Origin of the sequence: Streptosporangium fragile, from assembly GCF_039534445.1 — a bacterium.
GTDB lineage: Bacteria > Actinomycetota > Actinomycetes > Streptosporangiales > Streptosporangiaceae > Streptosporangium > Streptosporangium fragile.
The window spans coordinates 1-21,432 of record NZ_BAAAVI010000056.1; the positions used below are offsets into that span (position 1 = coordinate 1).

Consider the following 21,432-nt stretch of genomic DNA (forward strand, 5'->3'; position numbering starts at 1 on the left):
CGCCGCCCCGGGGTGTCCGCCTCGCGGTCCGCGGGAGAGGCCGTTGCGCTGCCCGGGGCGAGGGCATCCACCGGAGCCGGTCCCGGGCCGGCGGTCACATCCGAGCCGGCGGTGTCGTCCGGACCGCCCTCCGAACCGGCGGCGGTGTCCGCCGCGGCGACCGGGCAGGCGCTGAGGACGGCGGCGCGGTGCAGGCAGCGGGGGGCGAGCAGGCAGCTGCAGACCACCCCGCCCGGGTCGGAGACCACACCCGACGGTCCCGGCGTGAGGGCGACCACGGCGTCCTCACCCCAGCCGACGGACAGGACCCGCCCGTCGGCCGTGACGGGCAGCTCGGCACAGCGCTCGACGGCCGCGTCGAGCTTCTTGCGCAGCCGCGGGGTGAGGTCCTCCACCGCCGCGGCGACGACGTGCGGCGCCACCGGCGGCAGGGACGCGGCCGGGGAGACCGCGGAGACGGAGGGGTTCAACGGGTTTCTCCTCGGAGGCGGTCGCCCACCCAGTGGGCGAGGGCGAGGGGGCTGAGCGCCGCGACGGGCATGCCGGCCGCGACGAGTCGCTCGGCGACGGGCACCGAGTAGCGGGGCGCTCCCCTGTCGTCCAGGGCGGCGCAGCCCAGCACGCGCACGCCGGAGGAGACCAGGGCGCGGACCTCGCCGAGCAACCCGCCGAGCGGGTAGCCCTCCTCGAAGTCGCTGACCACCACGACGAGCGTGCGGCTCGGCACGGTCACCAGGGAACGCGCGTGGGCGAGCCCGGCGGCGATGTGGGTGCCGCCGCCGACCCGCACGTCGAGCAGCAGGGACAGCGGGTCGGTGACCCGGTCCGTCAGGTCGACGACCTCGGTGGAGAAGGCGATGAAGTGGGTGGAGAGCGTGGGCACGCCGCCCAGGACGGCCGCGGTCAGCGCGGACCAGACGACCGAGGCCTCCATCGAACCGGACACGTCGACCACGAAGATCAACCGCCAGTCGGCCTCGGTGCGGGCGCGCGTGGCGAAGACCGGCCGTTCCGGGACGACGATGACCCTGCCGTCGGCGGTCCGGCGGGTGTGCGCCAGGTTGGCGCGCAGGGTGGCGGGCAGGTTGAGCCGGCCGCCGGGGCGGCGGGTCGGGCGCGGCGTGGCCAGCCCCGTCAGCGCGGGGCGGAGCCGGGTGGCGAGCTCGCGGGCGAGCTCGGCGACCAGGCGGCGGACCAGCGGTCGCAGCCGCGCCAGCTGCTGCTCCGGCAGGCCGCCGGCCAGCGACAGGACCGAGGTCAGCAGTTCGACCGAGGGCCGTACCGCGTCCGGGTCGAGGATGGGCAGCACGTCGGTCCGCCCGGTGTCGGCGGCCCGGGCCAGCACCTCTTCGCGCACCTCCGCGCCGAACAGCGCCTCCAGTTCCTGTGACCACTCCCGGGCGGTGGGGAAGGACGCGCCCTGGCCGCCGCCGTCGCCCGGTCCGGGACGCACCCCGGGGGCGAAGTCCTGGGCTCCTTCTCCCCGTCCCGCCCCGTACAGCTCGTCCAGGGCGTGCGCGTAGCGCCGGGCGCCGGCCGGGAGCCGTTCGGTCTCCCGGCCGAGCAGCAGGCGCCACCGGTCGGTCGGAGCGAGCCGCCGCGAAGTGTCCTCCCCCTCCTCGGGGGCTGCCCGGAGACCCGGCGTGTTCCGGGAACCCGGCTCGGCGTGGGGGGCCGGCGCGCCCCGGAAGCTCGGCTGGGTCCGGGGAACCGGCGCGGTCCGGAGATCCGCGGGCACCCCGCCCGGGCCGACCGGTCCGGGTGACGCGGACGGCACGGGCGGCGCGGGCGTCCCGGACGCGGAGTACGCGGGTTCCGGTACCGGCAGCCGCAGGGCGTTCAGGGCTGCCCGCCCGGCCGCGTCCGCGGCGGCCCAGAGGGCCAGGAGCGCGGGCGGGGCATCCAGCGCCAGGTCAATCCGGTCGCCGAGCCGGTCGGTGACGGCCGCCAGCAGCCGATCGCGCGCGGCCGGGGCGAGAGCGTCGAAGCCGCCGCGCAGCGCCGGAAGCCGGTCGAGGAAGCCCCGGTCGGGCAGGGTGTCGACGCGGTCGAGCAGCGGGTCGAGGACCGCCGCGGCCGACTGCAGCAGCGGGCCCGCGGCGACGAGCAGACCGGCGAGCAACCGGGACAGACGGTGACGCCCGTCCGGATCGGTGGCGGTGTCGACCCACCCGGCGGCGCGGGCGCCGAGGGTGTCCGGCGCGTCCAGGTCGAGCAGGACCCGCGCCGCCGACGCGGCCCCCTGCATGAGCGGCGAGCCGGTGCGGGCGAGGGCGGTCAGCGCGTCGTCCAGCCGCAGGCCCAGCCGGCTCTCGCCGACCCGGGTGACGAGGGCGATCAGAGCGCCGGCGTCCTCGGCCCGGTCACTGCCGGCCAGGCCGGGCAGTGCGCGGACGGCGGCCTCCAGCAGGGTGCCGACCAGCTCGGCGGCACGCTCGCGGCTGTCGTGAGTGGTGCCGGGAAGGTGCTGCCGGCGCAGGGCGTCCAGCAGGTCGAGCCCCTGGAGGAGTTCGACGAGGCCCGCGGTGGCGGGGAGCACGGCGGCGGCGTCCGCGAGGCGGTCGGCGACCAGGTCGGGCAGGTCGCAGGCCGCGGCGGCGCGCAGGCCCGCGAGAACCAGCTCGCAGGTCGGCCCGCCGGCCGCCGACTCGCGGCGGAAGGTCTCACGCAGGGTCCCGGCGGCGGCCAGGGCCGCGGTGACGCCGCGGATGCCCGCCAGATCGAGCAGGGCGGCGACCGACGGAGTCCACGACAGGCGCCATCTGGTGGTGAGCGCGCTCCCGTCACCCGTCCCGGCCACCTCGATCGGCTCGCCGTACCCGACGCCGCACACCAGCAGGCGCTGCAGCAGGATCTCGCGGCGGCGGTCCAGGTCGGAGCGGAGCGGGTCGAGGCGGACCTCGCGGGACTCCGGGCTCTCCGGGCAGGGCAGCCGCAGCGCCGCGAGTTCGGCCTCCACCGCGGGGCCGAGCCCGGACCTGGGGGTGCCGGGAGCGGTCCTGCCGCGGTCGGTGCCGACGAGGACCGTTTCGAGGGCGCGGGCGAGCGCCCGGCCGCGGCCGAGGGGTTCGCCCTGGCCGAGTACGGCCGTCACCGCCTCCAGCAGCTCACCGCGTCCCGGCGCGGGCAACCCGCGCAGCCGGGCCAGGTCGCAGGCGAGCCGCAGCGTCTCCACGGCCTCCCCGGTGCCCGCCGTGTGCCCGGCCGCGCGTAGTTCCCGGCACACGTCGGTGACGGCGCGGGCGGCGGCGTCCCGGACCCTGCCGGGGTCGCCGGCGGCGGTGAAGACCGCCTGCTGCCAGCGTGGGTCTCGGATGCCCGCCGGGTAGCCGGAGCGGGAGTCGAGCAGGTCGAAGGCGTAGGGGACGAGCGACGTGGCGGCGGGCCCGCCGTCCTTGCCGCCCGAGGCGGCGGACCCGGCACCGGGGACGGCGGACCCGGTGCCGTACTCCTGCGGAAGGAGCAGCGCGGGGGCGTGGAAGGCTCCGACCACCGCGGCGACCCGTCGGCCGCCCGTGGCGGCCCCGGCGAGCACCTCGCGCATGTGCGCCTCGCGTGCGAGGTCCCGGGAGGGCACCCCGCCCGAGGTCACCGCGTCCCGGCGCAGCGCCCAGCCCACTCCCAGCGCGGCCCGGCGCAGCGCCTCCGGTGCGGATCCGGGAGCGAGCACCTCGACGGCGCGATCCCACATGTCGTCACCGTCGCGCCCGGTGGAGGACGCCGTGAGCGCGTCGGCGAAGCCGCTCACCGGAGCGGTCATCGTCCGGTCCGGGTCCGTCGCGGAACCGGGGCCGTCCGTGCCGGACCAGGCGGGGGCGGAGAGCGGAAGGTCGCAGCAGAGCACCTCGACCCCGCGATCACGCGCCCAGCGGATGGCGGCCAACTCGGGCGAGAAGTCGGCGAAGGGGTAGAACCCGAGCCGGCCGTCCGCGCCGGTCCCGGCGAGGGCGACCGGCGCGACGGTCGCCGGATCCGCCAGATGGACCAGCCACGGCTGGAAGTCGACCGGCAGTTCCACGCAGACCACCTCGGCCCCCGCGGCGTCCAGCAGGGCCGGGACGGCGGCGGCCAGCGCGGGGCTGTGATGGCGCACGCCGAGCAGGTACGGCCGGGTGGAACCGGCGAGCGCGGCGACCGCCTCCCGGGGGTCACCGGCGAGTTCCCGGAGGTCATCGGGGAGGCCGTCCGCCTGCTCCGGGCCGCCGGTGACCTCCCGCGGGTCGCCGGCGCGCTCCCGGAGATCACCGGTCGGGCCGTTCGCCTCCGGAGCGCCTCCGCCCGGAGGGCCCGCATCGCCGGCGCCCACGCCCGAAACGCTCACACCCACGGCCCCCACGCCATCGACGCCCCCGCCGTCGACACCCATGTCCTCGGTGGCCGCGTCCGCGGAGCCGCTCGCGGGACGCCCGGTCAACGGAGGTTCTCCCGCAGGTCCCAGAGGCGGCGCCACATCGCGGAGCCGTCCTCGGCCCGGCGGCGCACCGGGCCGTCCCAGTAGCCGAGGAGACGGGCGTGGTCGGCCGGGTCGTCCTTGCGGACCACGCCGAGGAGGTGGCCGGGCACCTGGTCGAGGACGTCGCCGCCGGGCAGGTAGGCGGCCGCCACCCCGAGGGAGGCGGCGACCTGCACCGCCTCGGCGGTGGACATCACCGTTCCCGGCCGCTCCACGTCCCAGCCCTCGGCCGAACGGCCGGAGCGCAGGTCGCGGAAGACCGTGACGAGCGCGTCGAGCACGGCGTCGTCCACGGTGAAGGCGGCCCCGGCCCGCTCCACTACGGCGGTGGCCTGGCCACGCACCAGGGCGGTCTCGGCGTCGGCGTCGGCGATCGGGTCGACGGTCTCGAAGTTGAACCGGCGCTTGAGCGCCGCCGACATCTCCGAGACGCCGCGGTCGCGCAGGTTGGCCGTGGCGATCACGCTGAACCCGGGCGCGGCCGCCACCAGGGCGTCGGCGGTGCCGGCGAGCTCGGGCACGCTGAGGCGGCGGTCGGACAGGATCGACACCAGGGCGTCCTGCACCTCGGGCAGGCAGCGGGTGATCTCCTCGACCCTGGCGACGCGCCCGGCGCGCATGGCGGCCAGCACCGGTGAGTCGACCAGCGCCTGGCGGCTCGGTCCCTGCGCGAGCAGCAGGGCGTAGTTCCAGCCGTAGCGGAAGGCGTCCTCGGTGGTCCCGGCGGTGCCCTGCACGGTGAGCGCGCTCGTGCCGCAGACCGCGGCGGCGAGCAACTCGGAGAGCATCGACTTGGCGGTGCCGGGCTCGCCGACCAGCAGCAGGCCGCGCTCGCCGGCGAGCGTCACCACGCAGCGCTCCACCAGGGCGCGCTCGCCGACGAATTTGGACGCCACCGTGAGCCGGGCGGGCGGCCGGGGGCCGTCGCCGGCCGGTACCCGCCGGGACGCGGGCAGCTCCAGGGTCTCGCCGTCGCTGCCGCAGATGAAGGTCACCACCGCCCGCGGGGTGAGCGCCCAGCCGGGCGGGCGGGGGCCGTCGTCGTACGCGGCGAGGAAGGCGAGTTCGACGGCGTAACGCTCCTCGGCCGGCAGTACCTGCCGGCCGGGCACGGCCGCCTGCTCCGTCATGGTCATGGGGAGGATCCTCTGTCTCTCGGGCCGCGCGGAGCGGGGACACGACCGTGCCCCCGCTCCGCGCGGCCGGGTGTATCGGTGAAGGTGAGGCGTCCGCCTCAGCGGCGCCGGCCGCGACGGACGTGGAGTTCCTCGAAGCGGGGAACGTCACCGTCGCGGACGCGCTGCCAGGCCCTGGCGTACAGGTCGGCGGCGGGTTCGACGGGGACGATCACGCCGAGCGGGGCGGCCTCCCCGTCCAGCAGGTCGAACAGGGGGATCTTCCACTGTTCGAGCGGCAGGTGCGGGGCCCTGAGGTCGAGCCAGCCGCCCGGCAGGAAGAGCGAGCGGCCGGCCCTGGCACGGGTGGCCTCGACCACCAGCTCGGTGGCGGCCAGCTCGGCGCGGGCGGCCTTGAACCGGGCGGGCTTCCAGCCGGTCCACCGGGCGACGTTCTTGTCGGCGGGGTCCGGCATGGCGAGCAGCATCAGGTAGAGGGCGGCGGCGTCCGGGCCGAGGCCGTACTCCTGCGCGGCCTGGGAGACCAGGGCGGGCGCGGAACGGTTCGGGTCGTGCGGCCACCAGGTGCCGTCGGCGGCGCGCTCCCCCGCCCCGGGATCTCCGGGGCCGGTCAGGAGCGCCTCGAAGCGCGGGTCGCGGGCCAGGCGGAGCGCGAGCTCCTCCGGGAAGGGCCGGCCCGCGTCTCCGACCAGGGCCCGCAGGGCGGGGAGGTAGGGGTCTCCCCCGGACGCGTCGAGCAGGGCGGTGCGGATGCCCGGCGCCGGCCGGTCGTCGTGGGTGGCCATGATCACGGCACCGTAGCGCTCCCAGCCCTCGGTGACCTCCGTGGGGGGCCCGGCGACCTTGCGGAACGCGGGCAGGTCGACGTAGGTGCCCAGGTCGAACATGAGGTCGGGGTTGGCCAGCCGGTCGCGCACCGCGGCGAGCGCCGCGGGCAGGGCGGCCCGCATCGGGTCGCCGGCGGGCAGCCGGTGGGCGAGCCAGGCGGTCAGGGTGATCGCCCCGGTCAGCGTGTGCGCCGTGAACCCGGTGGTTCCCTCGTCGGCCGGGGAGACCCGGTCCCGGTGGACCCGCCAGCGCAGGTCCCGGCTGAGCTCCGGCGCCGAGGCGGGGTCGAACAGGGCCGGCAGGGCGTCGCCGGGGGTCCATCCCGTGCGCGTCGCGCGGACCGCCTCCGCGAGGAGCCACTCGGGGACGGCGGCCCGCCGGCCCACCCTGGCGTTCCAGACCCGCGCGGCGGCGGCGACGTCCGGGCCGTCGGTCCAGAGCGCGGCCGGGCGGGCGGGCAGCAGCGCGGCGACGATCTCGCGCCGGACGTCGCCGTCCAGCCGGCGCAGCTCGTCCCTGGCGATGGCCGCCTCGGCCGCCTTCAGGCCGAGCGCGGCCCGGACCTGGGGCGGCAGGAACGCGTGCTCGTGGCTGTCGACGCACGGCAGGCCGGCGACGACGAGCCGGGCCACCGTCGAGGTCGCCCCGGTGAGCCGCGCGAACTCCTCCGCCGCCTCCGGGTGCCACGGCGCGGGGCCCCGCTCGGCGCGTTCCGTGAGGAACGCCGCGAGCCAGTCCGCCTCCCTGGCCTCGCCGACCGGGCCCGAGGAGCGCACGGTGTAGGGGTGGGGGACGTCGAAACGGCCGGCCGGGTCGTGGAAGAGCGCCGTGAAGGCGCAGCCGGTGCTCTCCGGGTCGGCGTCCATGAAGGCGATGAACGCGCCCCCGTCGAGCGGGAGGAAACCGCACCGGGAGCCGTCCCGCGTCTGCCCCGTGGCGTCGGTGAGCCATGTCTGGTCGAGGTGGAGCGTGAAACGACGCCAACGGGCGGGTTCGGCCGCCGAGACCATCCCGAGCCCGTCGATCTCGCGCAGCAGCTCGTGCAGCGCGTCCGCCTCCTCCGGCGTGATCGCCGCCGAGGCCGCCCGGTAGGCGACCGCCGCGGGCCGGGTGAGCAACGTCTTCCAGCCCAGGTAGGAGTACGGAAGCTGCGGGCCGTCGAGGTGGACGCGGGTCGTGTGGCCGGCGACCGCGGTCCCGGAGGCGGCGGGCTCGGGGACGGCCCGCGTCATCCGGCCGATCGCCCGCACCTGCTCGGAGGCGCTGTGGGACGTCTCGTGGTACCACCACGTGCTGCCGGAGACGCCGAGGCCGTTGAGCGCGCGGATGAGCAGTTCGTCGGAGGGGCCGGCCGGACCCTGGTCCTTCCCGCCACCGGCGAGGGCGTCGGCGAGCCGGGCCGCCACGGCGTCCAGGCTCGCCTGCCGGGCGGCGGCGTAGCGCGCCACCCCGGCGATCCCGGCGACCAGCGCGTCGTGGGTGACCTGCGGCAGCAGCGCGCGGATCAGCGCGTGCAGCTCCTCCTGCACCGACTCCGCGGACCGCACGGGTTGCCCCGGCCGCCCGGACCGGGCGGCCTCGGCCGAGGCCGCGGCCTTCAGCAGAGCCGCCGCCGTCTCCCGGTCGATCCGGCGCAGGGCCGCGGAGCCCTCGGGGTCACGCGGCCGCATGCACCACCAGTACCGCAGCGGCGGCAGCAGCGCGGTGCCCGCCGCGAACGCGCCCGGGCTGTCCTCCAGGGCGACCGTGGTGGTGACGACGCCTTCCGGGTCGACCAGCCTGACCTTGCGGTAATCCTTGGTGAGGGCGCGCGGCCGGTCGTCGCCGGGGAACGTCACGGCGCGCGCCGGCAGGCCGGGGCCGTCCTCGCCGCCGCGCAGGGTGACGGTCCGCCCGGCGAGGTCCTCGCCGCGGGACGACCCGTCGGGCAGCGCGACCACCCGCCAGCCGAGCAGGCCGCCCACCGGGACGCCGACCGGGGTGGCCTCGTCCGAGGGCACGGGCAGCAGCCAGCCGTTGCGGAAGGCGCTGCCCGCCGGGGCCGAGCGCAGCGCGTCGGCGAGGAAGCCGGGCATGCTCGGCCTGCCGAGCGCGGAGCCCGCGGGGTCGTACTCGCGCCAGCCGCCGTCCGTCAGCGTCCAGAACGAGGTCCCGTCGCTGATGATCGAGCGCCGGTGGGGCAGGACCGTGTCGCCGGGGTACAGCACGCCGCCGCCCGTGGCCCGCCCGCCGCCGGGCAGCGGCAGGGTGACCGTGTCGGAGCGCAGCGCCCACGTGTCGGATCCCGCCTCCATCTGGAGCATCGTCCCGGCGGAGGAGTGCCAGTAGCCGAGGACCCGGTGGCCGCTGTCGTAGACGTTCCAGTGGACGAGGAGGTCACCGTCGACGTAGTGGAAGCCGGGGTCGCCGTAGGCGTCGTTCGGCGCCGGGCGCAGGTCGTGGGTGAGCACGGTGCCCTCCAGGCCGATGACCCTGGCCTGGGACGGGCCGGAGACGATCAGGTGCGGCCAGGCGTCGGCGACCTCGATGTCGTGGATCCTGTCGGGCCCGGTCAGGGCCGCGACGGCCTCCTCCCAGGCCGGCCAGCCCAGCTCGTCGACGAGCCCGGCGCGGAGCGTCCGGGCGAGCTCGGCGGCGAGGTCGGCGTTCGCGGCGGCGGTGACCTCCTCCTCGGCGAGGACCAGGGCCTCGCCGGGCAGCCAGGTCAGCCGGCTGAAGGCCTCGGGCAGCTGGGGCAGGCCGGCCGCGGTGGAGCGCCGGGCGACCGTCCTCATCCACTCGGTCAGCATGGACCGGCCGCCGGGTGAGGCCGCGAGGCGCAGCACGGCCAGCCGCCCGTCGGCGTCGTCGTCGAGCCGGTCGGCGGCGCGGTGGAACACGGGGGCGAACCGGGGGTCGGCGGCCAGGGCGAGCAGGTCGCGCTGTCCCTCACCGCGGGCCCACGATTCCAGCAGCAGGTACAGGTTCCCGTCGGGGTCGGTGACCGGCACGTCGAGGGAGAGCAGCAGGTCGATCAGGTCGACGTCGGGGTTGACCGTCACGGTCGCGCCGGACGCGGCGAGCTCGGCGCGCAGCCGCCCCGCGACCCGTTCCAGCAGCGCGTACAGGCCGGGCAGCCGCGACTCGCCCCGCCATCTGGGGCTCCAGATCTCCAGGAAACGCGCCAGCCAGCCGGCCGTGCCGTCGGCGGGGCGTTCCTGCGGGGTCACCTCGGCCTCGCCCAGGCCGGCGGTGGCGCCCGAATCCTCCAGCAGCTGCACCCAGAAGGCGGGCATGGCGTTGTCGCCGTTGCGGGGCATCACGTTCAGCAGCGTGCCGCGGACCCCGGGGTCGCGCCGGGCGAGGGCCAGCAGGGCCGGGCGGTGCGCCTTCCACCAGCCCAGCGGCGCCGAGAGGGTGGTGGGCAGGTCGAGCATCTCGGCGAGGTACGACTGCTCCTCGGCGTCGGCGTCGCGTCCGGCCGCCCTGGCCAGGCGGCGCAGCTCGGTGGCCATCTGCGCGGAGGGCGTCAGGCCGCCCGCGGTGCGGCGCACGCACAGCGTGCGGAACCTGCGCAGGGCCTCGGCCGCCGGGACCCGCGCGGCGAGCTCCCTGGCGTATCCCGACAGCGCCTTGACCGGCAGCGCCCCGGCGAGCGCGAACTCCAGGAACACCGCGTCGAGCCTCTCCTCGTCCACGGCCAGTCCGTGCTCGGCCTCCGCCCTGCGCGCCTGGGAGAACATCTGGGCCGCGTAGGTGGAGTTGTCCGCCGACAGGAACACGCGGGCCACCTGTTCGAGGAAGGTGGGCAGGAAGTACGGGAGGGACCCGGCGAGCTGGGCGGCGAGCCGCTGGCAGGTGTCGAGGGTGGCCTTCGGCCTGGACTTCGCCTGCCGGGCGGCGCGCTCCAGCTCGGGCACCAGGGCGAGCGCGTGGTGACCGTCGTGCGGGTGGTGGACCAGCACCCACTCGGGGAAGCCGAGGGAGCGTCGCAGGCCCAGCCCGACCACCGTCGGCTCCCCCACCGGTTCCATGCCGAGGTAGCCCGCCGCCGCGTCCTCCGCGGCGCCCAGTTCCCCGGTGACCAGGCGCACCACCACCCGGTCGTCCAGTCCCGGGTGCCGGTAGGCGCGGGCGGTCAGCGGCACCGCGCGCTCGCCGGCCCCCTCCGTGCCCGGCGGGAGCACCGCCCCGGCGGCGAGCAGTTCCCGCAGCGCGGCGCCGTCTCCGGCGCCGCCGTCCGCTCCCGCCCGGTCCCGTGGTCCGGTTCCGCTTTCCGTTTCGGGCCGCTCGGCCGTCCCGGCCTCCGGTCCCCGCTGCCCCGCCGCACCGCTCGCCGACGACATGACGCCGTTCACGCGTCCTTTCCTTCCTCGATCGTCCGACCGGCGTACAGCGCCGCCGCCATGCGCATCCCCTCCGACCAGGCCACCGGGCCGACCTCCCGCAGCGGCAGCCGCCTGCCCTGCCGGTCGTTCCAGCCGAGGCCGCCCATCTCGCTGTCTCCGTCCCAGTACGGCTCCCCGATCCACACCGACGCCTCGACCGCGCGCCCGGCGTCGCGCACCGCGCAGGTGGCGTAGCCGCCCGACACCCGGTAGCCGAGAGAGGTCGCCCGGGCGGCGAGGCCGAACCGGGAGTCGAACTTCGCCCCGGCGAACTCCGTCACCTGGGTGGCCTGCTCCCCGAGGTCGTCGGGCCTGGCCCAGGTGGCGCGGTGGATCTGCTCGACGCGCTGGGTCACGCCGAGCTCCGCGGCGAACTCCCGCAGGTCGGCGAGGTCGGGCAGCAGCACGGGGTGGGGCAGGGTCACCGTCGCCGGGGACAGCCGGACCGTCTCGCCGTCGAGGTTCACCACCCGCAGCTCGCCGGTGCCGGTGACGTCGCGCAGGAAACCCGCCTCGTCCGGGTCGTCGCCGACGACCACGAGGTCGCGCAGGACCGAGCGCCACGCCTCGTCCCGCCACACCTGGACCACCAGGCCGGTGGGAACGGGCAGCGACGACACCATCCAGGTGTCCACCTGCGTCACGCACGTCTCGACGTGCCTGTCGAGCCACTCGGCCAACCGGCGCAGCCGCTCCACCTCGGGGTGGTCCCGCAACTGTTTCGGCAGCGACTTCAGCCGCCGCCCCGCCGCCCGGCCCGCGGTGGCCCTGGCGGCCACCCGGCCCTCCACGAGGGCGATCTCGTACCCGTCGCCCGCTGACAGCCAGCCCAAGGTTCCCGCCTTTCACCACGCACGGATTGCCGTCGCCGGCAGGGATTCCGATCACCTGCAACAGCGATGCGCGGAACGTTAATGGTCTTCACCGACAATCCGCACCCGGCCCGTCGAGATCACACCGGTCCCCGCGGGCAAAATCCGACAACGAGGTCTTGACTTCACAAGACGCTGATTGAGAACCTTCTCCCCATCCCAGTGAGAACGTTCTACACGCGTTCTCACCCGGCAGTGAGAACGTTCTACATGTGGAGTCGGCATGAGCTCGAAACTTCCGTTGCGCCCTGTTGATCCGCTGATCAGCGAGGTCATCGGCGGAACGGTCAACCAGCGCGGCGTCGCCGCCAAGGTGGCGGCGGAGGCCGCCGGCCGCGGGGTGACAGATGTGTTCTTCCTGGGCTGCGGTGGATCATGGGCCTCCTCGGTGCCCGCCCACAGCACGTTGTCGGCCGGAGCGACCGGCCTGGTCAGCCACAACGTCAACGCGGCGGAGTTCCTCGCCGCCCCGTCACCGCGGCTGTCGGAGCGATCGCTCGTGGTGGCGTCCTCCCACTCCGGGAACACCCCCGAAACGGTGGCCGCGGCGCGACTGGCGAAGGAGGCGGGCGCCTACCTGGTCTCGGTCGCCACCGACGACGACAATCCGCTCGGAGAGCTCGGGGACGCGACGTTCACGTACCACAGCGAGAAGACGATCACGGCGGCCAAGCACGTCCTGCTCGGCCAGCTGGTGCAGGAACTGCTGCGGGCCGGCGGCGCGAGCCTCGACTACGACGCCGTGCAGCGGGGCTACGAGGCGCTGCCGCAGGCCTTGGCCGAGGCCACCGAGGCGCACGAGGAGAAGTCGGCGCGGATCGCGCGTGAGATCGGCGACGCCGACATGACCTACGTGGTCGGCGGCGGCAACACCTACGGCCTGGCCTTCCTGCTGTCCGTCTGCTACCTGATGGAGATGCAGTGGAAGAAGTCCGCCTGCGTAGCCTCCGGCGACTTCTTCCACGGCGCCTTCGAGATGGTGGTCGACGACGCGCCGGTCATCCTCTTCCGCAGCGAGGACCACACCCGCGCGATGGCCGACCGGGTCGCCGACTTCCTCCCGAGGTTCACCTCCCGGGCGTACGTCCTGGACTCCGCCTCGGTCGAGCTGCCCGGCGTCCCCGCCGCGGCGCGGGCGGAGCTGTCCGCGCCGGTACTGGCCAACATCATCACCCGCCTGGCCGACCACTACGAGTCCGTCACCGGCCACTCGCTCGACGAACGGCGCTACATGCACAAGATGGCCTACTGAGATGCGGGTGTGCGGTGTCGGCGACAACGTCGTCGACAGATACCCCGACCTCGGAGTCGTCTTCCCCGGCGGCGGCGCGTGCAACGTCGCCGTCCACGCCGGGCGGCTCGGGGCGGACGCCGCCTACCTCGATTCCATCGGCGGCGACGCCGCCGGCGACCTGGTCCGGCACAGCCTGGCCAGCGAGGGCGTCGGCATCCGGTGGTCCCGGTACGGCCGCCGCGACGAGCCGCAGCGCGTTCTACGAGGGCGTCATGCTGCCCGCCGTCAAGCTGGAGGTGCGCGGCGTCCCCGAACCCAACGTTCGCGGTGACGGCCGACGTACGCGCCGGGCGGATCACCCCCGCCCATGCCCGCGAGCACTACACTTTCGCGGTAGCGGATCACGGATGAGCCGACTGCCCGATCCGCGCCCCCGAGGTATGGCCGTCGCGCACCCGTGAAGGGCCGCGGCGACCGTCCTTGACGCTTGCGATCATCACCGGCGGCGTCCGGGAGGAGACGACCCCGCCTTCTGGACGCCGCCGTACCGCAGCACCCGGACCGGGAACGGCTCACACATCACCCGAGGTTCGAAAGAGGAGGATACGTGACCGTATCCAGGCAGCGACGAGCGACGCTGCCCGACGTCGCCGCGCTGGCCGGTGTCTCCACGGCCGCCGCAGGACGCGCCCTGGGGGGCTACGGGAGCGTCAGCGAAGAGGTCAGGCAGCGGGTGCTCAACGCGGCGGAACAGCTGAACTACCGGGCCAACCGGCTCGCCGCCAGCGTGCGCACCGGCCGCACCGACACCATCGGCGTCGTCTGCGCGGACATCGAGAGTCCCTTCTTCGCCCGGGCGTTGCGCGGGATATCCGACGTCGCGCACAAGCACGGCTTCAGCACGCTGGTGACCAACAGCGACGAGGACCTCACCAGCGAACGGAACGCCGTCCAGCTGCTGCTGGACAAGCAGGTGGACGGGATCATCTGCGCGCCCGCGGACGTCCAGCAGGTCGCCCACCTGGCGCAGGCGCAGGGCGCCGGCACGCCCGTCGTGCTGTTCGACCGGATGAGCGATCACCTGGATGCCGACGCCGTCATCGTGGACGGGGTCAAGGCCGCCTACCAGGCCGTGAGCCGCCTCATCGCGCTCGGCCACGAGCGCATCGCCATCGTCGCCGAGCTGCGCCAGCCCCGCGAGCAGGACTGGGCCAGGTTCCTCACCCCCGCGGCGGACGTGTCGCCGGGCGTCCTCAGCCCCAGCGAGGCCCGCCTGCTGGGCTACCTGCGCGCCCACTGGGACGCCGGGGTGCCGGTACGCCGCGAGCTCGTCCGGCGCACCGGGGCCTACGACGTCGGTGCCGCCTACCGGCAGATGAAGCGCGTCCTGGCGTTGAAGCACCCGCCCACGGCCGTCTTCCTGGTCGACAACCTGATGACGGTCGGTTCCTACCGCGCGATCCGCGACTCGGGCATCTCCGTGCCGGAGCGGCTGTCCGTGCTGGCCTTCGACGACCTGGACTGGACCGTGCTGGTCTCCCCGGCCCTGAGCGTCATCGCCCAGCCGGTCTACGAGATGGGCGCGGAGGCCGCCCGGCAGCTGATCGCGCGCATCCGCGGCGGGCGCGAGGACGGCCCCGGGACCACCGTCATGGACGTGACCCTGATAGAGCGCGAGTCGACCGCACCGGTCGTCCGCGCCCCCGGACCGGTCCTCGCACCGGCCCGGGCTCACGGCCGCCGGCCGCCCGCCGCCCGGGTCGCCCCCTCCCCGTCGGGGGCCTCTCCCGGCGGGTGAGGCGCGGGGACGGGACCGGCGGCCGGCCGGGAAGAGCACGGGACCGGCCGCCCGAACGCCGGGAACCGCTCCGCCGCCCCCTCAGCCCGTCCGCCGCACGCGGATGCCGTGGGCGTCGGCGCGCTGGACGCCGGAGGCGTCCACGTTGGAGATCGGGATCAGGCCCTCGACCCTCCCCGCCTTGCCGTTGCCGGTCAGTCTGATGACGAGCATCCCCGGGTCGGTGCCGTGGGAGGAGTGCGGGTCGCCGGAGAGCGGGTTGGGGCCGCGCGTCGAGGCGAAGGCCCACTTCTCGTCGGGTGAGACGGCGAAGAGGTCGACCGTCGGGTCCGCGCTGAACGGCGAGACGAGATCGACCGTGCCGGTGTGGGCACCGGTCGCCCCGTCGAAGACCTCGGCCACGTTGGCGTCGCGGTCGCCGGCCCAGACGTAGCGGTCCTTGGCGGAGACCAGGACACCGTGGGCGTCGCGGTCGGGCGAGTCGTCGTCGAAGAGCGGCTGGACGGCCGGCGTGTTCGGCGGGTTGGCCGGCGAGTAGCCGCCCATCGGCAGCCGGAAGACGCTGAACTGGTCGAGGTTGCCGTGCGTGCCTCCGCCGCCGTTGCCGAAGACCATGCCCTGGGCCTCGGCGAACCCGCACCCGTTGGCGGGTACCTTGCTCGTGTCGTACTCGCCCACGATGGACATCGGCGTCGTGCGCCAGTCGACCACCAGCAGCCCGCCGCCCCGGAGGCTGACGAAGACCGGGCCGTTGTCGGAGGCGATGAACGGGCAGATCGGCGCGTTGTCCGGCCGGAGCGCGGGAGCCTGGCACGGCATCCCGTTCGGGGTGGTGCACCCGGCCAGGTCGAGCGTGGCGGCGGGCTCCTGGGTGAACGTGCCGGACGCGTAGTCGGTGGCGATCCGCTCCAGCTTCTTGCCGTTCTGATTGGCGATGATCAGGTACTTGTCGTCCTCGGTGGGCCAGAGGGCGTGGGCCTGCCGGGCGCCTCCCGCGCCGACCTCGGTGCTCATGCAGGAGAGCGGCTGCCGGGTGCGCGCGTCGAAGACCACCACGTGACCGCTGGCGACGAAGGCCAGCGCGGCGTGGGTGTCGGCCTTGTTGAAAACGATCATGTGGGGGCGCACCGGCGCCCTTCCCGTGCTCGCCAGGCACAGCGCCGAGGTCGCGCCGCCCAACGGGATCACGTCGACGGGCTGGGTCGCGGACAGCTCCCGGGTGACGTCGGCACCCGAGTAGATGTGGACGGTGCCGCCGTGGCCGAGTCCGTCGGTGTTGGACTGGTCGACCAGCCAGATCTCGTACCCGTCCTTGGCCGCCCCGGCCGCGTTCTCCGCGGTCCCCGCCGCTTCTGCGGTCCCCACCGCGCCCGGTGTTCCCGCGGTTCCCGTCGCGCTCACCGCTCCGAGCGCGGACAACGCCAGCATCGCGACGATCGCGGCCCGCCACTTCCCCATGCGCCCTCCAAGATCGATCCCGGCGCAGTCTCCCCCCTGTTCCCCCAGAGATCAAGCATTTGCCGTTTGCCATGACATATCGGCATAAGGAGGTAACACTGCGGGGAGCCGGTCCTCCCGGGATCGACCGGCGGGCGTTCCGACGGCCGGTGGGCGTTCCGGCTTCCGGCAGCCGGTGGGCGTTCCGGCGGCTGCCACCTGCCGCTCGCTCCGCGCGGCGGGCTACTTCTTCTTCCCGCCGCGCGGAACGGCGAGCTCGGTCAGCAGCGCCGAGCCCGGGGCCAGCCCCGACCAGGATCCCGGGACGGCCAGCACCGCGATCGCCGAGGTCGGGAACTTCTCCCGGACCCGCTCCAGCGCGTCCCCCGTCGCCCGGCCCGCCAGCGCCGCGACCAGCTCCGCCAGACCCGGGTTGTGCCCGAGCAGCAGCAGGGTCCGCACGTCGTCCGGGACCTCGCGCACGACGCCGAGCAACTCCGGGACGTCCGCCTCGTACACCCGACCGTCGTAGGAGACGGGCACCTCCGCGCCCAGCTCCCCGGCGGCGAGCTCCCACGTCTCGCGGGTCCGGCGGGACGGCGAGGAGATCACCCGGTCGGGCAGCAACCCGGCGGCGCGGAGCCGGCGCCCGACGGCCGGGGCGTCGCGGCGGCCCCTCCCGGCGAGCGGCCGGTCGACGTCGGCCACGCCCTCCGGCCAGGCCGACTTGGCGTGGCGCAGCACGACCAGGCGCCGGGGAGCTTCTTCGGTCATCGGGTTCCTCCAGCGTGGGGCCCCGGGCTCCGGGCCCGGAGGGGAGGTCGGGGCACCAGCATCCCAGGTCGCCCCCGGTATGCGGGGAGGCGCCCGCCCGGAACCGGAGCCCTCGCGCGTCAGAGGCACGCGTGGGTGAGGTCCCGCGACGTCCGGCCGTGGTTCTCCTGGCACTGAAAATCACGGGCCAGGACGGTACAGGGCCGCTTGGGCCTCACCTGCGATCGACTGGTGAACGGCTGGAACACCACCCTTTCCGGCAGGAAACGCGATCTTTCCGTGCCGGAGGCCCGCCCTCTCGTGACAGGATGCGATGTACCTATCGTGTGCGATCGCATACGGCCCCCATGATCTACGGACGCGCTTTTAAGGAGAAGCCCGATATGCCGGAGATCGGCTCCCTGAACGCCGGCGATCCATCCCAGATCGGCGCGTACGCGATCGTCGGGAGGCTCGGTGAGGGCGCCACGGGCACCGTCTACCTGGCGACGGCTCCGGGAGGCGAGCAGGTCGCCGTCAAGCTCCTCCACCCCGACCTCACCGGGGCCGAGCGGTTCCTCCGCAAGGTCGAGGAGCTGCGACGGGTGTCCGCTTTCTGCACCGCCCAGGTCCTCGAGACCGGCCTCATGGGCGATCGCCCGTACGTCGTCAGCGAGTACATCGACGGCCCGACCCTGCGCGAGGCCGTCGAGAGCGAGGGGCCGCTGCACGGCCCGGCGCTGTACCGGCTGGCGATCAACACCGTGACGGCCCTGGTCGCCATCCACCAGGCCGGAATCGTCCACCGTGACCTGCGGCCGGACAGCGTCCTGCTCGGCCCGGACGGGCCGCGGGTGATCGACTTCGGCATCACCGAGGCCCTCGAGTCCGGGGCCGCCAGCATCACCCGCCCGGTCGGCGTGCCCGCTCACCTGACGCCGGAGCAACTGGAGGGCACGACCGTCGGACCGGCGGCCGACATGTTCGCCTGGGGCACGACGGTGCTCTTCGCGGCTTCCGGGCGGTCGCCCTTCGAGGCGAGTTCCATCTCGGCGACCATGAATCTGATCCTGCGGAGCGACCCCGACCTCACCGTCCTGGACGACGAGCTCCGCGGCCCGGTGGCCGACTGCCTGGCCAAGGACCCCCGTGACCGGCCGAGCTCGGGCGAGATCCTGCTCAGGCTGGTCGGCCATTCGCAGATTCTCGCGACCGGCGAGCTGCCTCCCCGCACCTCGTCCTACGCCCCGTACCCCGGCGGCCCGGACCTGCACCTCGCGCCGCCCCCCGACCCCGCCACGCGCGTCACTCTGCCGCCGCCGGCCCGGCCCGGCCGGCGGCGCCCGCTGCTCCTGGGCGCCGCCGCGGTGGCCATCGCCCTGGTCTCCGGCGGGACCGTCTACGCGCTGACGTCCCGTCCGGCTCCCGTCCCGGTGGCCGGGCCGACCCCGACGCCGGTCCCGAGCCCGTCGTCGGTCGTCATCCAGGCGTCGCCGACCCCGCCGCCCAAGGACGCCGAGAAGACGAAGACCCCGGGAGGGCGGCTCACGCTCCACGAGAACCCGGCCGATCCGGTGCGGGTGGTGTCCTACTTCATCAGCGACACCGATGGGCCGACCCACAGCACGTACGCGCGCGACGCGAACGGCGGCACGTTCCGTCTGATCGCCGAGAACGCCGACTTCGGAGATCCCAGCGTCTCACCGGACGGCACGTGGGTCGCGGTGAACCCGTGGCTCAAGTTCTCCGCGTCGAGCTACGACTACATCACCTTCATCAACCGGGCCACCGGGGAGAAGTTCTCCGTCGACACCCTCAAGCAGCCGCTGCGCGGGCTGTCGAGCACGTGGAGCCCCGACAGCAGGCGCCTGCTCCTGACCGTCTACGACTTCGACGAGAAGCGGAAGGTGCAGTACCCGGCGGGGTTCGTGGTGGTGGACGTCGCCACCCGGAAGGCGACCGTCGTCATGACGGACGACGAGCGCGACGGGTACGGGAACTTCGACTGGAGCCCGGACGGCCGCTTCGTCGTCGGCGCCTACCAGCACAAGAAGCCGGCCTTCGGGCTCCGTTTCCGTTCCCTGGACGGGAAGGTCGCGCGCACGATGCCCTGGGTGGGGGCGATCCCCGGGCCCGGCGTCTTCTCCCCCTCGGGCACGCGTTTCTTCACCTACTGCCCGGAGAGCACGGGCGAGACCGGCGCCGCGTGCGTGTGGGACGCGAGAAGCGGCAACAGGACCGCCACCGTCCCGCTGTGGAAGGGCGAAGCCACGGTGGCGGGCTGGTGGGACGAGCACCACCTCATCATCGGTGACTCCCGGAAGGATCCACACAAATACGTCATCATGGACTTCCACGGCAAGGTCATCCGCACGCTGGTGGAGCTCGCCAAGAAGGACGCCTTCAAGGTTCAGTTCAGGTTCGCCCGGAGGTGAGCCCGGCGTGACGGACATCGCTCCCCTGCGCACCGGCGACCCCGCGCGCCTGGGTGCCTACGAGCTCCTCGGGCGGGTCGGCGAGGGCGGCCAGGGCTCGGTCTTCCTGGGCGTCTCCCCCTCCGGGGAGCGGGTCGCCGTCAAGTTGCTGCGCCCGGATCGGGGCGGGGCGGCGGGAACGGGCACCGCGGCGACGCGCTTCCAGCGGGAGATCGAGATCCTGCGGCGGGTGGCCCCCTTCTGCACCGCCCAGGTCGTCGAGACGGGTCTGTTCGGCACCCGGCCGTACATCGTCAGCGAGTACGTCGAGGGGCCCACGCTGCAGCAGGTCGTCGAGTCCGCGGGCCCGCTGCGGGACGCCCGGCTGCGGCGGCTCGCCGTGGGCACGATGACCGCCCTGAGCGCCATCCACCGCGCGGGGGTGGTGCACCGGGATTTCAAACCGAGTAACGTCCTGCTCAGCCGGGACGGGCCGCGGGTGATCGACTTCGGCATCGCCCGCGAGGTCGACGCCCTGGCCACCGGTTCCGGCGTGGTGGGCACGCCGCCGTACATGGCACCGGAGCAGTTCGAGGCCGCCTCGGTGGGACCGCCCGCGGACCTGTTCGCCTGGGGTTCGACCATGGTCTTCGCCGCGACCGGGAAGCCGCCGTTCGGGATGGACTCGATGCCGGCGATCGTCAACCGGATCCTGCACCGGGAGCCCGACCTCGGCGACCTCGGCGGAGACCTGCGCGACCTCGTCGTGGAGTGCCTGTCGAAGGACCCCGCGCGGCGTCCCGCCGCGAAGGACGCGCTCCTGCGCCTTCTGGGCGCGCGGGGGCGGCAGCCGGACGGCGAGCTGCTCACCGCCGGTACGGCCGTCGCCGCCGGGGCCTCCGGGGCCGCCCTCGAAAGCGCCTCCCGAACCGGTTCCGAGGTCCTCATCGAAACCCCGGGGATCGCCCCCCGAACCCGCGAGACCGCCGTCGTGACCCCCCGGCCGGGCGAGGCCGTCCCCGCGCCCGGCGGGCCGGAGAACCAGCCGGCATGGCGGCGCCGCGTGACGGCCCTGCTCACGGGAGTGGCCGCGACGGTGGTGCTGGTCTCCGGCGGGATGGTGTACGCCCTGGTCCAGGGCGGCTCCCCCGGCACGGCGAAGGTTTCGGCGTCCCCCACCCCGACCGTCGTCCGGGAGGCCGTGGACGCGCCCGCCACCCGGACGGAGAGGGTCCGGCTTCCCGAGCTGAAGACCACGCTGCACGAGGCCCCCGGCGACCCGGTGCGCGTGACCTCCTTCATCCACCTCACGGGGTCGGTCTCGTACTCCTACGCGCGGGACCCGAAGAGCGGGAAGTTCGAGTCGATCGGCCCCTACCATGAACCGGCCGTCTCCCCCGACGGGGCCTGGACGGCCGTCCTTCCCTGGATCAAGATGAACATACCGGGGCCCCACGACTCCATACGGCTGATCGAACGGGCCACCGGCCGGGAGTTCGTGGTGCGCACGGTCGCCAAGCCGCTGGCGAACTACAACCCGTTCTGGTCCTCCGACGGCAAACGGATCCTCCTGACGACGTACAAGGATTCCTCCGCAGACCAGATCGTCGGGTTCGTCGTCGTCGACGTGGCGACCGCCCGGGCGACCGCCGTCACGACCGACACGCTGATGCCCGGGACGTCCCCCTTCATGTGGGCGCCCGGCGAGTCGACCGTGGCCGTCCGCTTCCCGGACGGCTCGGGCGTCGGCCTGCGCCTGTTCGATCTCGGCGGCAAGACCGTCCGCACCATCCCCGCGGTGGGCGAGCCCAGCAGCAGGGAGAACACGTTCTCCCCGGCCGGGAAGCGGTTCGTCACGATGTGCCCGGACAAAGTGGCGACCGTGTGCGTGTGGGACACCCGGACCGCCCGGCGGCAGGCCGCGTTCCCGGCTCCGGCGGCGGCAACGCTCGTCGGCTGGTACAACGACGCCCATGTCATGCTGATCGACCGGACGAAGGACCCCCGCCGGGTCGTCGTCGTGAACCTGAAGGGCGAAGTGGTCCGGGTCCTCGCCGAGATCCCCGCCGACGAGTTCGACGGGACCGGTGAGAGCTTCATACCGCGCTTCACGAAGGACTGATCACGCCGGGCCGGGTGC

Annotated in this window: 11 protein-coding genes and 1 pseudogene; 5 read left to right on the forward strand and 7 right to left on the reverse strand. The window is 74.7% G+C overall.

Annotated features, from left to right (window positions below):
- The 5 genes and pseudogenes from ABD841_RS29640 to ABD841_RS29660 form a co-directional block, all read right to left on the reverse strand.
- Window positions 1-470 (reverse strand): annotated as a pseudogene (locus ABD841_RS29640) (hypothetical protein); the annotation flags it as partial.
- On the reverse strand, window positions 467-4,414 hold the full coding sequence (locus ABD841_RS29645; protein WP_344978672.1) for a DUF5682 family protein: 3,948 nt from the start codon (window positions 4,412-4,414) through the stop codon (window positions 467-469). The gene ABD841_RS29645 and the pseudogene ABD841_RS29640, both read right to left, overlap by 4 nt.
- Window positions 4,411-5,589, reverse strand: coding sequence for an ATP-binding protein (locus tag ABD841_RS29650; RefSeq protein WP_344978674.1), 1,179 nt, complete (start codon window positions 5,587-5,589; stop codon window positions 4,411-4,413). The genes ABD841_RS29645 and ABD841_RS29650 overlap by 4 nt, the downstream gene beginning before the upstream one ends.
- Window positions 5,590-5,687: 98 nt before the next feature.
- Complete coding sequence (locus tag ABD841_RS29655; RefSeq protein WP_344978676.1) at window positions 5,688-10,754, reverse strand: DNA-binding protein; 5,067 nt, start codon at window positions 10,752-10,754, stop codon at window positions 5,688-5,690.
- A complete protein-coding gene (locus tag ABD841_RS29660) occupies window positions 10,751-11,617 on the reverse strand; it encodes a DUF4132 domain-containing protein (RefSeq protein WP_344978678.1) in 867 nt (288 codons plus the stop codon). Before ABD841_RS29660 ends, ABD841_RS29655 begins: the two co-directional genes overlap by 4 nt.
- Window positions 11,618-11,879: 262 nt before the next feature.
- Between ABD841_RS29660 and ABD841_RS29665 the strand changes: the two genes are divergently transcribed.
- The 3 genes from ABD841_RS29665 to ABD841_RS29675 all read left to right on the forward strand — a co-directional run bounded on the left by ABD841_RS29665 (window position 11,880) and on the right by ABD841_RS29675 (window position 14,688).
- Window positions 11,880-12,908, forward strand: coding sequence for an SIS domain-containing protein (locus ABD841_RS29665; RefSeq protein WP_344978680.1), 1,029 nt, complete (start codon window positions 11,880-11,882; stop codon window positions 12,906-12,908).
- A 1-nt stretch (window position 12,909) separates the two neighbouring features.
- Window positions 12,910-13,221 carry a PfkB family carbohydrate kinase gene (locus ABD841_RS29670; RefSeq protein WP_344978682.1) on the forward strand — a complete coding sequence of 104 codons (312 nt, stop codon included), beginning with the start codon at window positions 12,910-12,912 and terminating at the stop codon, window positions 13,219-13,221.
- 276 nt (window positions 13,222-13,497) lie between these two features.
- Window positions 13,498-14,688, forward strand: coding sequence for a LacI family DNA-binding transcriptional regulator (locus ABD841_RS29675; protein ID WP_344978684.1), 1,191 nt, complete (start codon window positions 13,498-13,500; stop codon window positions 14,686-14,688).
- 81 nt (window positions 14,689-14,769) lie between these two features.
- Here ABD841_RS29675 and ABD841_RS29680 read toward each other — a convergent pair whose 3' ends face one another.
- Entirely contained in the window at window positions 14,770-16,146 is a 1,377-nt protein-coding gene (locus ABD841_RS29680; RefSeq protein WP_344978686.1) for a YncE family protein, read from the reverse strand.
- A 222-nt stretch (window positions 16,147-16,368) separates the two neighbouring features.
- Window positions 16,369-16,899 (reverse strand): SixA phosphatase family protein, encoded by a 531-nt coding sequence (locus ABD841_RS29685; protein WP_344978688.1) that lies wholly within the window; start codon window positions 16,897-16,899, stop codon window positions 16,369-16,371.
- 383 nt (window positions 16,900-17,282) lie between these two features.
- Here ABD841_RS29685 and ABD841_RS29690 point away from each other — a divergent pair, with 383 nt between their 5' ends.
- Both ABD841_RS29690 and ABD841_RS29695 read left to right on the forward strand, forming a co-directional pair.
- Window positions 17,283-19,313 carry a serine/threonine protein kinase gene (locus tag ABD841_RS29690; protein ID WP_344978690.1) on the forward strand — a complete coding sequence of 677 codons (2,031 nt, stop codon included), beginning with the start codon at window positions 17,283-17,285 and terminating at the stop codon, window positions 19,311-19,313.
- Window positions 19,314-19,320: 7 nt separating this feature from the next.
- Complete coding sequence (locus tag ABD841_RS29695) at window positions 19,321-21,414, forward strand: protein kinase domain-containing protein (protein ID WP_344978692.1); 2,094 nt, start codon at window positions 19,321-19,323, stop codon at window positions 21,412-21,414.
- Window positions 21,415-21,432 lie beyond the last annotated feature (18 nt).